This window comes from Aliirhizobium sp. YIM B11859 (assembly GCF_057163345.1).
The window spans coordinates 82,099-96,842 of record NZ_JBXHAY010000008.1 but is presented as its reverse complement, the minus strand read 5'-3'; the positions used below and the strand labels follow the sequence as shown (position 1 = coordinate 96,842).

Here is a 14,744-nt window from a genome sequence, read left to right as displayed (position 1 = left end):
GGACCGGCAGAAGATGGTGGTGGCTCTACCGTTTTTTAAGCGCGACGTCCTCATAACCCAACGCTGAAGGCCGCACGCGGGGTCGTTACGAAAGGGTAGGTGGATCGCCATCTGAGATCTCGGAAAGCAGCCGTACAGATACGCTTGAATTGATTGAGCGTACGTCGTCAGCCGGCTTAAATAACATCGGCTCGGCACTGCCGCGGCTATCGCTGTGCGGAAATCGAGCTTCGCATTTCCTCAGTTCGCCCCGTGCACGGATCCTATTCTGATCACCCGTTGCGCTCTGTTGATCAGCGCGGGGCGGTGGGCGATAACCACACGGGTGACATCGAGGCTATCAAGCAGTTCCACGATCCGCATCTCGCTCGCCTCGTCCAGATTGGCCGTTCCTTCATCGAGCAGCAGGACTTTCGGTTGCCGGTACAGGGCCCGGGCAAGCAGGATGCGTTGTTTCTGTCCACCAGAAAGTGCCGCGCCCATTTCCCCGACCAGCGACAGATATTGCATCGGCATGCGCATGATCTCGTCATGAATGCCGGCGGCCATTGCCGCCTGGCAGACCGCGACCATGTTGAGATCGTGATCGAAGAAAGCGATGTTATCGGCAATGCTGCCTGAAATCAGCTGGTCGTCCTGCGCCACCACCCCGACCTGGCTGCGCCAGGCCTTCCACATGTCGGATGTCGCCGCACGTCCGTCCAGCAGCACCTGTCCACTGACAGGCTGATGCAGGCCCATCATCAGCTTGAACAGCGTACTCTTGCCGCTGCCGGATGGCCCGGTAATGGCAACGAATTCGCCCGGTCCAATCGAGAGGTTGAGATCATCGAGCACGGTTGCATCGCCCGTACCGTAACGGAAGCAGACATTGCGCAGTTCCAGTCCGCCTTTGACAACGTGCTGCGGAGCGGGTTTGGCAGTGACGCTGGGATCGGCCTCGGACGTGACGATATCGGCAATCCTGCCGAGATGAAAGCCGAGGAGGCGAAACTGGATCGTCTCCGAGATCAGCGACATGGTCCGGTCGCTGAAGGTCTGGCGAAACGACATGAACGCCACCAGCATGCCGATCGAAAAGCCGTCTGCATCGAGTGTCTGTCTGGCGCCGAGATAAATGACGAGCACCGTCTGCAGACCGACAATAGCAGTCTGGATGAATTTCAGCGTGATCTCGGTCTTGCCATAGCTGATCGAGGCGCTGGTCACCGCCGCATATCGGTTCAGCCAGCCGCTTTCCCGTTGGGTTTCTGCCCCCATCAGCTTGATTGTCGACGACGCCCGCATCGTCTCCATCAGGTGCGACTGTTCTCTGGCGGAAGCCAGTGCCCGCCGTTCCACCTGGGCTCGCATCATCGGATAGAAGAGCAATGAGGCGCCGACCGTCAGTACCAGCGATCCGATCACAACGCCGGCCAGAAGCGGGGAATAGATGAACAGGATCCATGCCAGGATGATCGACATCACTCCGTCGACCAAGGCCGCCACCATGCCACGGGTTACCGCGTCCTGCACCGAATTGGTCGATTCGATCCTCGACATGATATCGCCGATATGGCGTTTCTCGAAATAGGAGAGCGGCAGCCGGATCAGGTGCCGGACGATATTGCCGGCCACCTGATAAAGCATCATGGATCCCGTTACGCGCAGGATCCACGATCGCAACGCCTCCAGCCCGCAATGGAGGATCGTCAGCGCACCGAAGCCGAGCGCCAGGATCGTCAGCAGGTCGTAATCGCTCCGGCCGATCGCCTCGTCGACGACGAGCTGCATGTGAAAGGGCAGCGCGAATGTCGCCACCTGATAGGCGACCGAAAGCGCCAGGATCTGGAAGATGGAGGACCAGAGGCCCGTCAGCTTCGACCACAGAGCCGACAGTTTCAAAGGGCTTTTCGCAACGACGGGAACGAAATCCTGCGTCGGAGCAAGTTCGACGGCAACGCCCGTGTAATGCGATGAAAATTCCGCAAGCTCCAGCGAACGGGATCCGAGCGCCGGATCATGGATGACCACGCCTTTTTTGCCGACGCTTTTCAGCACGACGAAATGGTTCAGATCCCAGTGCAGGATTGCCGGCAAGGCGAGTTTTCCGATTGCATCCAGCCCCACCCTTAGCGCGCGAGGCGCAAGTGACAGGCTGCGGGCAAGATCCATCAGTCCCTTGAGCGTCACCCCGCCGATCGATATCGGAAACCGCTGCCTGAGACCGTTGAGATCGACATCGTGGCCATGATAACCGCCGATCATCGCCAGGCAGGCAAGTCCGCATTCGGCGCCTTCGGCTGCGATGATGACGGGCAGGTGCTTGCCTCGTACAAGTTTCAGCATGTCAGTCTGCATGACATTCATCCCGAACGGCTGACGGCATAGATCGGATCGAGAAGCCATTCGAGAAGGGTCCTTCGGTCAAATACGATATCGGCATTGAGCAGCATGCCGGGCTGGATCGAGATATTGCGCCCATAGGCGTCGATACTGTCCTTTTCGAGCGCCACCTTCACCCGGAAGACCGGCTCCTGCAGCTGCGCTTCCGGCATCTGCACATCGCTCGGGCTCAAGAGGGTTGGAGAAACTTCACCGACCACCCCCTTGGCCGTGCCGAATTTCTGATAGGGAAAAGCCTGGTATTTGAGCCGGACCTCCTGTCCCTCTCGAATGAAGCCCGCTGCGCGGGACGGCACGTAAAGCTCCACGCCAAGGCTGCCGCCCTCGGGGATCAGCACCGCCACAACCTTGCCGGGGCTGACATCCTGGCCGTCAAGCACCGGCAGGGCAACGACACGCCCGCTGACGCTGGCGCTCACCCCATAGCTGTTCTGGACGGCAATCTCGGTCCGCTTCTGCTCCAATGTGGCCTGACTGACGGCATTTTGCGCCTGTGCGGCCCTGATATCGATCGGTATCGTGAGAAGGCGTGCATCAAGGTCGGCAATCTGCCTTTGGTGTTCAAGAATGCTGGTGCGGGCTTGCGCCGCTTCCTTCTGGGAATCGAGCGTTGCCAGTTCAGCAGTCTCGACATCCTGCTTGTTGCCGGCGCCGCGGGTCGACAGGGCGCTGACGCGGCCTGCCCGACGAACAAGTATGGTGTTCTGATCGACCATCGCCTTCAATTGCTGCTCAAGTTCTTCTGTCCCGCGCACGAGGACTGCCCGCTGGCTGGTGACCTGTGTTGTTTCCGCCTGCAGTTTTTGTATCTGCGCATCGGTCGCCGCCTGCGTCGCCTCGATCTGCTGCGCCAGTTGTGCTGCGAGTGCGGCGCCGGAATCACCGTTTTCGAGAACGGATGAAAGGTTCAGCGTCAGGATCTGCCCGCCCTTCCTGATGGTGTCGCCCTCGCGCACTGCAATCGATTCGATCGCCCCACCCTGGCGGGCAGTGATCCGGATTAGACCGCCTTCGGGCACGACCCATCCCGGCACCGTTTCCATCCGGGCGTAACGTGTCACCGACAGGAAGATGAGAGCGGCAAGCACGACGCCGACGGCCAGGAAAGACAGGACATTCGTCGACACGGGCTGTGCCAGAAGGACCGCTCCTTCCAGGCGCTGCCCCTGGAAGGCAACGGCCTGTTCCCTGAACACCGTTCTTGGAGCCTCTTGGGCTGTGTTGGGTTTGTGAAGCATGTTCGAGTGCTGTACCGGATGTCCTGTCAGGGCAACTGCGAGCCTTGGTCGAAATCTGCTCCAGTCATGTCTGCCGGCATATGGATTGCCTGCAGGTCGAGGGCGTGCCGCATTCGGTCGCCATGACACCAGGCCTGATCTTCAAGCGGTCAGGCCTGGCACCGAGGATTTTAGGAGGCGCAATATTCGCGCTGGGCAACCGCGAGGCTGATCTGCGTCACGGCCCAAACAGCGCCGATGACAATCGGAAGAATGCCGCCGGATACGTCGTTGATCTCAGTGTCGGAGAGTTCGGAGAACTCGGTTTCCTGATCGGCGAAGTTGCTGTTCGACATGTCCATGTTGGTCATATTTCCACTCCTATGGATATTGATGTTTGTCGTCCCGTCGAAGTGGCAACGCAGTTGCGCCGCTCCCTCGACAAAACGCGCAGAAGGAGTGGCATTTCTCGTTTGAGGCGACAATTAGCACATACGTTCTACTGGCCGACGGTCGTTCTGAGTGCCACGCATGGAACATGAAATCGCTGACCGGTGAGTTGTAGTGGATAAAGCCGAAAATACAGAAACGAATAAAATCAACAACTTGCTGGTGCGTCACTTCGGTTTGCGCGAGGATGCGGAATTCGATACCGAACGGGCCCAGGCGGTGGTCCGGGTGATCGTCATCCTGGTGATTGCGGCATTCGTCATTCCCATGACGTTGTTCGGAATGATGCCCCGGATCGCCATGTATATGCTGCTGGCGCTCTATGCGATCTACGTGCCTTATTCGCTCGCGTTGATCTGGTGGATCATCCGGGAGCCAGGTCACAAGCCGTTGCGGCGGATGCTGACGATCGCCTCCGACTATACGGCGATCGCGCTGGTTTTTTCGACGGGTGGATCGCCAGTGATTGCCATCTTCTCGGTGCTGATCTGGGTGACGGTAGGAAATGGCTTGCGCTTCGGCACACCCTATCTGGTGGGCTCGACCGTCTCCGCCCTGATCGTCGTCTGTGTTGCAAGTGTGTTCAACGATTATCTGCGCCAGGCGCCTTATCTCATCTTCACCTTTGCAACGACCACACTGGTGGTGCCGAGCTACGTCTATATTCTGCAAAGCCGCCTGCAGCACGCCTATAAGGCGGCACAGGATGCGAGCCTGTCGAAATCCAAGTTCCTGGCCCAGGCAAGCCACGACCTGCGCCAGCCTATCCATGCCATAAGTCTGTTCACCGCCTGCCTTCGGGATGCCGGCCTGCAATCGCGCGAACTGCAGATGGTCGACAATATCGACCGGTCGCTTCAGGGTGTCTCACGCCTGTTCAAATCGCTTCTGGACGTGTCGACGCTCGATAGCGGTAAGGTCGAGCCAAGATGGGAAGTGGTTGATATCCGCGACATCCTGGCCGACGTTGTTCGCCAGAACAGCGAAAGCGTACAGCAAAGCGGCGGGGTGATCCGCCTTGTCGAAAGCAGCCAGCGCGTCAAGGTCGACCGGGCATTGCTGACGACAATGGTGCAGAATATCGTCAGCAATGCACTCAAATATGCGCCGGGCGCCGATATTCTCATCGGCTGCCGATTGCGCCGCGGCTCGCTTTCAATCGAGATCTGCGACCGGGGGCCAGGCATCGCGAAAATCCATCATGAACAGATCTTCGAGGAATTCTACCAGATCCGCGACAGAGGCGACCGGGATGTGGACGGGGTCGGTCTGGGCCTGTCAATCGTACGCCGGCTGGCAGGCCTGCTCGAGTTGGAGATCGTTCTGTCATCAAGAGTGGGTTACGGCACACGAGTGGCGATTGAAGGCTTGAGGCGTGTGCGTCGCTCGAAACTCGCCGTCCGAACCGCATCGTCAGGCGCACGGCCGCCGGACCGGCTGGCCGGCATGCGGATACTCCTGATCGAGGACGATCCAGCAGTATTGGCCGCGACCGCCAGCCTGCTCCAACGATGGGGTTGCCGTGTCCGGGCTGAACTGGCCTTGCCGAAGCTCATCGACGACTGCGATCTGCTGATCACCGATTATGATCTGGGTGCCGGGGTGACCGGCAATGAATGCATCAGAGCTGTGCGACGATCGGTGGGGTGGTGCATTCCGGCCATCATCATGAGCGGCCATGATGCGAGCCGGGTGTTTGACGAGCTGAATGATCCAGACATTCCGATCCTCTCAAAACCCGTCCTCCCAAGTGAACTGCGTTCGGTGATCTCAACAAAGGCGCTGGATCTGACTACGGGGCAAGACGTGCCCGTCACGCAGGACGAGACGGGGAGGAATTCTGTGCGCGCTAAAGATTGAGGATGCCCTCGGCAATCGCCTTGCTGACGGCGGCCGAACGGGTATGGACGCCGAGACTGCGAAACAGCGCCGAGACATGAATTCGTACGGTGAATGGCGAGATATTCAGTGCCTTGGCTATTTCCTTGTTGCTGCCGCCGACGGCGATTTGCTGCAGCACGGCCATCTGCCGGTCGCTCAGTGACGGTGTGGCTGGTGCATCGATCACTGCCGTTCCCGAAACGGAGATGATCTGCTCGCCATCCACTACCGCCTGCAGGGCGGCCATCATGTCCTCGGGCTCGATTGCTTTGCTGACATAACCATTGACCCCGAAGCCCATCGCCGTATCGATCGTTGCCTGATCTTCAGCCATCGAGACAATGACGATTGCTGTCCGGTTGAACTCGCGACGCAAGGCCGGAAGGTCGATCATGATGCTGCGGCGGGCAAAGAACAGATCGAAGACCAGCATGAGAGGTGGTGCGGGCAATCCGCGTGCCTGCGCCAGAGCATTTTCGAACGTGTCGGACACCATGATCTTCGAACCGGGAAAACCACGCTCGATCAGGGCGCAAAGGCCATCCCGGAAGACCGGGTGATCGTCGGCCAGAACTATGGTCTGCGATGTCACGTATCTTGTCCTCGCCGTTTGTCGGCAACCCGCGGTTTGTACCAGCACAGATAATGGTGCGCTACCTTCACCGGTCAAGCCGTGTTTGTAGCATGGATCGCAATGTCGACATCAGCTTCACGGCCATGACCGGCAGCGCCCTCTATCAACCGGAATTCTGCAATCCAGCGTCCGACTGAAAGGGGGCCAAGTCGAGAGAATGTACGGTAGTTTCATCATGAGTTCTTACTTGATGTTCGGACATAGCGGCAGCTTGAAGCGTTCCGCGAAAACGTTATCGCAGGCTCGGCCAGGATCAAGCGCCACCTGAAAACGGGATTGTGGCACCGTGCCGTGAGAAAACCTCCAGGTTACGTCGGTTCCGATGGAGCATCCAGGCCGACCCCGGAACGTCCCGACGGAAGCCGGTTGCCGAATATACCGATAGCGGTACCCACGCGAAGCCGGCTCATGTCTGTGAAACGCCTTGTTCGCAGCACCTCCGCTTTTCAATAGCCGATCTGCCCGCGCCAATCGGTCGCATCCCGACGACATCTCTGATCCGGAACCTTCTGTGACGCCGGAGCATTTCAATGCGCAATCTCACCCGCGCGCAAAAACCGCATTTCGACCAGGATAAATATCGCATGACCATGACGACGGGCTCGATGCCTTCGCCGAACACTTCCTCTGTTTCTTCATCCAGTTCAAAGCAATCCCGCTACCTCCACATGATCACCGGCATTGCCACGCTCGGCGCGCTGGCCTTTGGCTATGATACCGGCGTTATCGCGGGGGCGCTGCCGTTCATGACGCGCGGGCCTGAAGACGGAGGCCTCGGCCTTACCCCTCTGACCGAAGGGGTTGTAACGGCATCTCTCATCATTGGCGCGGCCCTGGGCTCGTTTGCCGGCGGCCAATTATCTGACCGCTACGGGCGCCGCAATGCGATGCTTGTTCTGGCGATCATCTTCTTCCTGGGAGCTCTTGGGACGGCTCTATCGCCTGATGTCGGGATGATGATCGTCGCGCGTTTCATTCTCGGGATCGGTGTTGGTGGCTCCTCGGCGGTGGTGCCGGTCTTCATCGCTGAAATAGCACCGCCGAAGCGCCGCGCGCGGCTGGTCACCCGCAGCGAGCTTATGATCGTCAGCGGCCAGATGCTCGCTTACGTCTCCAGCGCAGTCCTTGCCCATCTTTTTGATGATCCCGGTGTCTGGCGTCTTATGCTCGGGATTGCCGCCGTGCCGGCCATTCTGCTTTGGATTGGAATGATTTTCGCGCCGGAATCGCCACGCTGGCTGGCACTTCACGGTCGGGATGACGAAGCCAGAACGGTGATGAGGAAAATTCGGTCCGACCCCGCTGGCCGCGACAAGGAATTGAAGGCCATGACCGAGGGGGCAGGGGACGAAGAGCTGGCGTCCTGGAGCGATCTCCGCGAACCCTGGATCCGCAATCTTCTGCTGATCGGTATTGGCCTTGGTTTTGTTGCCCAGTTCTCGGGCGTCAATGCCTTCATGTATTTCACGCCGATCATCCTGCAATCCACCGGTCTGACCACCGGTGCCGCGCTGACGGCTACAATCGGCAACGGCTTCGTGTCCGTTCTGGCCACTTTCGTCGGCCTATGGCTGATCGGTCGCGTGCCGCGCCGACGAATGCTCATGACAGGATTGTCAGGCGTGATCGCGGCACAACTCGGCCTCGGTCTCTGTCTTCAACTTATGCCGGAAGGACCGATGCGCAGTTATTCCGCACTCGCTATCATCCTCGCCTTCCTGTTCTGTTTCCAAAGCATGGTTTCGACGACATACTGGCTGATGATGTCGGAGCTTTTCCCGCAGCGCCTTCGCGGCATGATCGTCGGCATTGCCGTCTCGGTACAGTGGCTGTTCAACGCGACCGTTGCCTTTCTATTCCCTATGGTGATGGCGTATGTCGGCAACGCAACATTCTACATCTTCTGCGCCATCAATGTGCTGTCACTCCTTTTCGTCGCCCGTTTTGTACCCGAGACACGCGGCAAGTCGCTGGAAAAGCTTGAAGCCGAACTCGAAGAAGAATTGACACCTGATGCAGCGCCGTCGGCAGCCTGATTGTCGGCCGAATATCGGTTACCGAAGGGGACTGCCGCAGTCTCGGCTGCGGCAGTCCCCTGTTCGACATAGCCCCGAAACGCGATCGGGCATGTAACGTTTCTTAATCCAACGACATACCCGCCTCCCTGCTGATCGCTACCCTGTCTTCCGGATTGGCCGTGATATCTGCGGCTCAAACGGAAGGTCGTTTCATGGGTGGAATATCCCGATCATTCTCATCACAGATGCGAGTAGTCGTCGGCGCATTGTGTCTCTGGCTTGCTTTTACGTCGGCTTCCCGGTCGCAGGAGCCAATGCCTGTGACCGTCGTGGCCGCAAAAGAGGCCGACGTGACGGAGAAGATACCGGTTGTCGGCTCACTTGCTGCAAGAGAGGAAGTGCAGGTCTATCCGCTCATCGAGGGTAGAGCGATCGTGCATATTCTGGGTGAGGTCGGACAGAAGGTTGAAAAGGGCCAGCCGCTGGCGCTGCTTGATCAAACCGAAATCCTCCTGTTGCTCGACAAGAACGCGGTGAGTGGCCAGCGAGCCGATGCGGCGGTCGCGGTGGAAGACAGCAGGCTCGATGTGGCCATGGTGACATTGAGGGAAGCGCTCAAGGTGGTGGAGCGTAGCCGGGCGCTGCAGCCGAAAGGTGCCGTGTCGCAGCAGGTTCTCGATGAGCATGAAAATGCCTATGCACGGGCAGTTGCCGAATGCGCTCTCGCACAACAGTCACTCTCTCTGGCCAAGGCTGACGCTGCCCTGATTGCCCGTGAGCGTGATGAGATCGAGCTGTCGATCGAGCGCGGCACGGTGAGGGCGCCCGAGAACGGGATTGTGTTGAGACGAACTGCCCGTGTCGGGGCCATGGCGTCCATTTCCGGAAGTCCGCTTTTCGTGCTCGCCCGGGACGCAGCCATCGAATTCGTTGCGCAGGTGACGGAGACGAGTTTCGCCCGGCTCGGCGAAGGCATGCCCGCTGAGGTGAGTGTGGCGGGATATGACGGGATGATCGATGGGATCGTCCGGCTGAATGCCGCTGAACTCGATCCGGTGACGCGTAGCGGCGAAGTCCGTATCGACCTCGGCGGTGCAATATCTCTCAAGCCCGGCAGTTTTGCCCGAGGAAGCATCAGCGGGCTTGCACGGCGTAACATCGTCCTGCCCGGCAGCGCGATTGCGACCGCGGGCGGCAAAAGCAATGTCTTCATCGTCGATAACGATGTGGTTGATCTGCGCGCCGTCACGATCGGCGCACGGCAGGACGGGTTGGTGGAAATCCTCGACGGTGTCCGCGAAGGCGAAATGGTCGTGCTCAAGTCCGGCGCCTTTCTGAAAGCGGATGAGAAGGTCAAGCCGATCATGGCTTCATCCGCCCGGCAGCCTTCTGATCGTCTCGCCTCGTCGTTTGCGATCCAAGCGACGGAGACGGCCCGATGAACACCAATATTTCGGCGTGGGCGATCCGCAATCCGCTCCCTTCCATCCTGCTCTTCGTCATATTGACGGTCGTCGGCCTGTACAGTTTCGTGAAACTCCCGATCACCTATTTCCCGACGATCATCACGCCGGCGGTCAAGGTTACTGTCGAGCAGTCAGGTGCGACCGCGGTCGAGCTGGAGACGGAGGTGTCGCGGCTGGTCGAGAATGCAATCGCATCGCTTCCGTCGATCAAGCAGCTGTCATCGACGATCGGCGAGGGGCGCTCGGTCACGACGGTAGAATTCGAGCTTGGCCTCATTTCACCGGATCGCGCGATGGCGGATGTCCGTGACGCCGTTGCGCGGATCAGGGGCGATCTCCCGGGGACAATTGACGAGCCGATAATCGAGCGGATCGAGGAGGAGGCGCAGTCGGCTGTGACCTATTCGGTTGCCAGCCAGAACATGACGGTCGCTGAGCTTTCCTGGTTTGTCGACGACGTGGTGACGCGAGACCTTCAAGGTCTTGCTGGCGTCGGGCGTGTCGAGCGGATCGGCGGCGCCGAGCGGGAAATCCATGTCGAACTTGATCCCGGCCGGCTTCAGGCCTTGTCTCTGTCGGCCAATTCCGTCAACGAGGCGATCGCGGAAAACCAGCTCGACCGCTCCGGTGGGCGCAGCGACATGGAGGGACGGGAGCAGATGCTGACGACCTCGGCGGCGGCAGGAACCGTTGCCAAGCTTTCCGACCGACGCCTGTCCCTTGCGGCAGGAAGTTCCGTTCGTCTTGCCGAAATCGCCGAGGTCCGTGATACGTTTGCAGAGCCTCGAACATTTGCGACACTGAACACCGAGGACATTGTCGGTTTCTCCATCTATCGATCGCAAGGCTCAAGCGACGTGGCGGTGGCGGCTGCCGTTGCGGCCGCAGTGGAGAAATTGGCCTCGGCCAATCCCGATCTGCGCTTCAATCTCGTCGATGACAGCGTTTCCTATACAGAAGGCAATTATCACTCCGCCATGGATACGCTGCTTGAAGGAGCTGTGCTTTCGATCGCAGTCGTTCTGCTTTTCCTGCGCGACTGGCGGGCGACGCTGGTCACAGCCGTGGCCCTGCCGCTATCGATCATACCGACCTTCTTTGCTATTCACCTGCTCGGTTTTTCGCTCAACATTCTGAGCCTTCTCGCAATCACGCTGGTGACGGGCATTCTCGTCGATGACGCGATCGTCGAGATCGAGAATGTCGTGCGTCACCGCAATATGGGGAAATCGGCCTATAGGGCGGCGCTTGATGCTTCTGACGAAATAGGTCTCGCCGTCATCGCCATTTCGGCAACAATCATCGCGGTCTTCGCGCCGGTCGGGCTGATGAGCGGCGTGGTCGGCCTTTATTTTCGTGAATTCGGGCTCACCGTGGCGATTGCCGTGTTCTTCTCGCTCCTGGTGGCGCGATTGATTACGCCGATCATGGCTGCCTATTTAATGACCGGCTCTCCTCCATTGGAGGCGAAGAAGGGCTTTCTCTCTTCAGTCTACGAGACGATGCTGCGTGCAACGCTGCGCTGGAAATGGGCAACGATCGGATCTGCATTCGGTCTTTTCATCCTGGCAGTGGTTTCCCTGATGTCCGTGCCGACGACATTCTTGCCGGAAGAGGATATCGGCCGTCTTACGCTCACCGTCGAATTGCCGCCTGGTGCGACTCTTGAGGAGACGCGGGAGGTGACGAACCGCATCTCGACCACTGTTGAAAAGCTGCCCGAAGTCGAAGGCGCGCTGGTGCAGGCGGGCTCAAGCACAAGCGGCCAGCAAGATGTGCGTTTTGCCATCGTCTCGATCGATCTCAAGCACAAGAGCGATCGTGCTCGGTCATCCTTTTCTGTCGAGGCGGAACTCCAAACGTCTTTGAGCGGCATGCCGGATGTTCGTCTTCGGTTTCTCAACGATCGTGGTGGTCGTGATGTCACCTTCTCCGTGCTTGGCAGCGATGGAGACGCGGTTCAGGCGGCCAGCAATCGGATCATGGCCGAAATGGCCACGGACGGCGTCTTTCTCGGTATAACCAGCGATAGCATAGCAACGCGTCCGGAGCTCCGGATGGTTGTCGATAGCGACAAGGCCGCGACACTCGGAGTATCGACCGCCACGATCGCCAGCACGATGCGGATTTCGACGATCGGCGATGTGGATTCGCGTCTGGCGAATTTCACGGAAGCTTCGCGCCAGATCCCGATCAGAGTTCTCCTTGCACGCTCGGCACGGGGGCAGATGCCGGTTTTCGAAACGCTGGGTGTTCCCGCCGCCGATGGCAAGCAGGTGCCGCTTTCTGCGGTCGCTTCGATCAGTTTTGATCAGACTGTCGCCATGATCGAGCGCTTCGATCGCCAGCGCCGCATCGAAATTGGCGCCGACATGGCTGAAGGGTTGACCTCCGGGCAGGGGCTTCAGAGCGTGATGCAGCTCGACAGTGTCCGGAATTTGCCTGATGGCGTGCGTGTTCAGGCGACCGGCGATTCCGATACCGAGAGCTCGGTATTTGAAAGCTTTGCGGTTGCCATGGGAGCCGGCATCATGCTGGTGCTGATCGTCCTGATCCTGCTTTTCAGGAGCCTATTGTCTCCCTGGACGATCCTTGCATCACTGCCGCTATCGATCGGCGGTGTCGCCGCGGCTCTTCTTGTGACGGGCCATGCCATTTCGCTGCCGGTGGTGATCGGCATTCTGATGCTGATGGGCATCGTCACCAAAAACGCCATCATGCTCGTCGATTTCGCCATCGAACGCGAGGCCCACGGCCTTTCGCGACTCGAAGCCGTCGTCGAAGCCTGCCTCGAGCGTATCCGCCCGATCGTGATGACAACCCTTGCTATGGTCGGCGGGATGCTGCCCTCGGCATTTGCCCTGGGTGACGGCGGAGAGTTCAGGGCGCCGATGGCAATCGCAGTGATTGGTGGCCTTCTAGTTTCCACCGTCCTGTCTCTGATCGTCATCCCGTCCCTGCACCTGATCGTCTCAAGCATCGGGGAGCGGTTTAACAGTCTCTTTCTGCCTTTCCTCCAGTCGGCCGAAGCGGGTCCCGGCGGGACCCGGCACTAGCGCGCCAACACCCCAAAGGCGCGCCAGGACGAGGCCGGTCAGCCGCCGGCCGGCCTCGTCATCTTTCTCAAGAGCTTTTAACACGGGGCAACATATCATTAAGCCGAAGGGCTGCTGCGCATGGAACAACCGGAAAGGTTTCCATCCAGACGAGGCGCTCAAGGCATCATGAATGATATCCGAATTCCCTTTCTCCAGATCTACCGTATCAACGCGCTTCGAGCTCTCGGCGGCGTAGCCTTCGGCCTGCTGGCCGTCACATCGCCGCCATTGGCCCTTCCGCTGATCCGGGTTGTGTTCGAGGTCCTCGGGATGATCGCCATCTTCACCGCCATTGCCGGCCGCGGCTGGTCGCTTCTCTATATCGGTGGCCGCAAGAATTCCGAGCTTGTAAGAACCGGACCTTATTCGGTCACCCGCAATCCGCTCTATTTCTTCAGCCTTGTCGGCGTTGCCGGAATCGGCGCACAGACCGGCAGCCTTCTGTGCATGGCGGCTCTGGTTCTGGCTGCCTATCTTGCCTTCGATATGGCGATGCGCGGCGAGGAGGCCTATCTCGGCAACCGTTATGGCGGAGCATTCGATGAATACCGGGGTGCTGTCCCGCGGTTCTGGCCGGATCTGTCGTTATGGCGGGAGTGCGAAGATGTGCCGCTTCGCTCGGCACAAGCAATCAGTAGTCTTAAGGATGGGATCGTCTTTCTCGCTGCCTGGATCGCCGTCGAACTGATCCGGCTTGGGCAGGCTGTCGGTCTTCTTCCAGTCGTCTGGACACTGCCGATCTGACCTCTGGTTTCATCGGGCTTCTCAAGCCTTGCAACAAAACTTAATAAAGCGAAACATCTGCAACCCGGACGGCGTGCGACATGCGTGCTTTCAGGTGAGCGAGGACTTGAAACCGTGCAAGCAAATTCCGCCAATGCGAAAATCCTGATCGTCGAGGACGACCCCGAGATCGGCCAGCTCCTCGCACTTGCCGTGCAGGAAAACGGTATGAGTGCCACCGTCGCCGAAGATGGGCATGTGATGACCGTGTTGATGCGAAGCAACGAATTTGATCTCATCATTCTGGATGTGATGTTGCCGGGCGAGGATGGCCTGAGCATTTGCCGACGCATCCGTTCGGAGAAGACGACACCGATCATCCTGCTCACCGCGCTTGGCGAAGAGGTGGACCGTATCGTCGGGCTTGAGGTCGGTGCCGACGATTATGTCACCAAGCCGTTCAGCCCGCGTGAGGTGGTTGCCCGCATTCGCAGCCTGCTGAGGCGCGCCTCCTACGGGCTTGCGCATACGACGGTGCAACGGAAACTTCGCTTCGAAGGCTGGCAGATCGATCCGCTGAGGCGGCAGCTGCATGATCCGAGCAATGCTCGGGTTGCCGTGACGACGACGGAATTCGATCTTCTGCTGGCCTTCTGCCGCAATCCCGGCCGGGTGATTACCCGTGAGGAACTACTGTCCTTGACGCATACGGGCCTCGCCGGGCCGATCGAGAGAAGTGTCGACGTGCATATCAGCCGGCTGCGCCAGAAGATCGAGGCCGACCCTAAAGATCCGGTTCTGCTGCAGACCGTCCGGCTCGGAGGCTACATGTTCACCGCAAACGTGCAGCAGGCCTGACCCTTGCGCTGTAA

Annotated in this window: 10 protein-coding genes; 6 read left to right on the top strand and 4 right to left on the bottom strand. The window is 59.2% G+C overall.

Annotated elements, in window-relative coordinates; all coding sequences use genetic code 11:
• Window positions 1–240: 240 nt before the first annotated feature.
• From AC2GXZ_RS25665 to AC2GXZ_RS25655, 3 genes are all read right to left on the bottom strand, one after another.
• Window positions 241–2,340: a peptidase domain-containing ABC transporter gene (locus AC2GXZ_RS25665; protein ID WP_483762073.1), complete on the bottom strand. Its 2,100-nt coding sequence runs from the start codon at window positions 2,338–2,340 to the stop codon at window positions 241–243.
• A gap of 5 nt (window positions 2,341–2,345) precedes the next feature.
• Window positions 2,346–3,581, bottom strand: a complete 1,236-nt coding sequence (locus AC2GXZ_RS25660) for an HlyD family secretion protein (protein WP_483762072.1) — start codon at window positions 3,579–3,581, stop codon at window positions 2,346–2,348.
• Between the two features lie 212 nt (window positions 3,582–3,793).
• On the bottom strand, window positions 3,794–3,973 hold the full coding sequence (locus AC2GXZ_RS25655; RefSeq protein WP_483762071.1) for a class IIb bacteriocin, lactobin A/cerein 7B family: 180 nt from the start codon (window positions 3,971–3,973) through the stop codon (window positions 3,794–3,796).
• A 193-nt stretch (window positions 3,974–4,166) separates the two neighbouring features.
• On the opposite strand from AC2GXZ_RS25655, the gene AC2GXZ_RS25650 reads away from it, so the two are divergent.
• Window positions 4,167–5,912, top strand: a complete 1,746-nt coding sequence (locus AC2GXZ_RS25650; RefSeq protein WP_483762070.1) for a hybrid sensor histidine kinase/response regulator — start codon at window positions 4,167–4,169, stop codon at window positions 5,910–5,912.
• On the opposite strand, the gene AC2GXZ_RS25645 is transcribed toward AC2GXZ_RS25650, so the two are convergent.
• Window positions 5,902–6,525, bottom strand: coding sequence for a LuxR C-terminal-related transcriptional regulator (locus AC2GXZ_RS25645; protein ID WP_483762069.1), 624 nt, complete (start codon window positions 6,523–6,525; stop codon window positions 5,902–5,904). The two genes, AC2GXZ_RS25650 and AC2GXZ_RS25645, sit on opposite strands and share 11 nt — an antisense overlap.
• A gap of 626 nt (window positions 6,526–7,151) precedes the next feature.
• On the opposite strand from AC2GXZ_RS25645, the gene AC2GXZ_RS25640 reads away from it, so the two are divergent.
• From AC2GXZ_RS25640 to AC2GXZ_RS25620, 5 genes are all read left to right on the top strand, one after another.
• Window positions 7,152–8,603 carry a sugar porter family MFS transporter gene (locus AC2GXZ_RS25640; RefSeq protein WP_483762068.1) on the top strand — a complete coding sequence of 484 codons (1,452 nt, stop codon included), beginning with the start codon at window positions 7,152–7,154 and terminating at the stop codon, window positions 8,601–8,603.
• Window positions 8,604–8,905: 302 nt separating this feature from the next.
• A complete protein-coding gene (locus AC2GXZ_RS25635; RefSeq protein ID WP_483762067.1) occupies window positions 8,906–10,027 on the top strand; it encodes an efflux RND transporter periplasmic adaptor subunit in 1,122 nt (373 codons plus the stop codon).
• A complete protein-coding gene (locus tag AC2GXZ_RS25630; RefSeq protein ID WP_483762066.1) occupies window positions 10,024–13,107 on the top strand; it encodes an efflux RND transporter permease subunit in 3,084 nt (1,027 codons plus the stop codon). Before AC2GXZ_RS25635 ends, AC2GXZ_RS25630 begins: the two co-directional genes overlap by 4 nt.
• Before the next feature lie 168 nt (window positions 13,108–13,275).
• Window positions 13,276–13,893 (top strand): methyltransferase family protein, encoded by a 618-nt coding sequence (locus AC2GXZ_RS25625; protein WP_483762065.1) that lies wholly within the window; start codon window positions 13,276–13,278, stop codon window positions 13,891–13,893.
• Window positions 13,894–14,007: 114 nt separating this feature from the next.
• A complete protein-coding gene (locus AC2GXZ_RS25620; RefSeq protein WP_483762064.1) occupies window positions 14,008–14,730 on the top strand; it encodes a response regulator transcription factor in 723 nt (240 codons plus the stop codon).
• Window positions 14,731–14,744 lie beyond the last annotated feature (14 nt).

Excerpts from the sequence above, each read along its gene's own strand:
- AC2GXZ_RS25655 (WP_483762071.1), bottom strand. The coding sequence starts at position 3,973 with ATGACCAACATGGACATGTCGAACAGCAACTTCGCCGATCAGGAAACC.
- AC2GXZ_RS25630 (WP_483762066.1), top strand. The coding sequence starts at position 10,024 with ATGAACACCAATATTTCGGCGTGGGCGATCCGCAATCCGCTCCCTTCC.
- AC2GXZ_RS25625 (WP_483762065.1), top strand. The coding sequence starts at position 13,276 with ATGAATGATATCCGAATTCCCTTTCTCCAGATCTACCGTATCAACGCG.
- AC2GXZ_RS25665 (WP_483762073.1), bottom strand. The coding sequence starts at position 2,340 with ATGCAGACTGACATGCTGAAACTTGTACGAGGCAAGCACCTGCCCGTC.
- AC2GXZ_RS25640 (WP_483762068.1), top strand. The coding sequence starts at position 7,152 with ATGACCATGACGACGGGCTCGATGCCTTCGCCGAACACTTCCTCTGTT.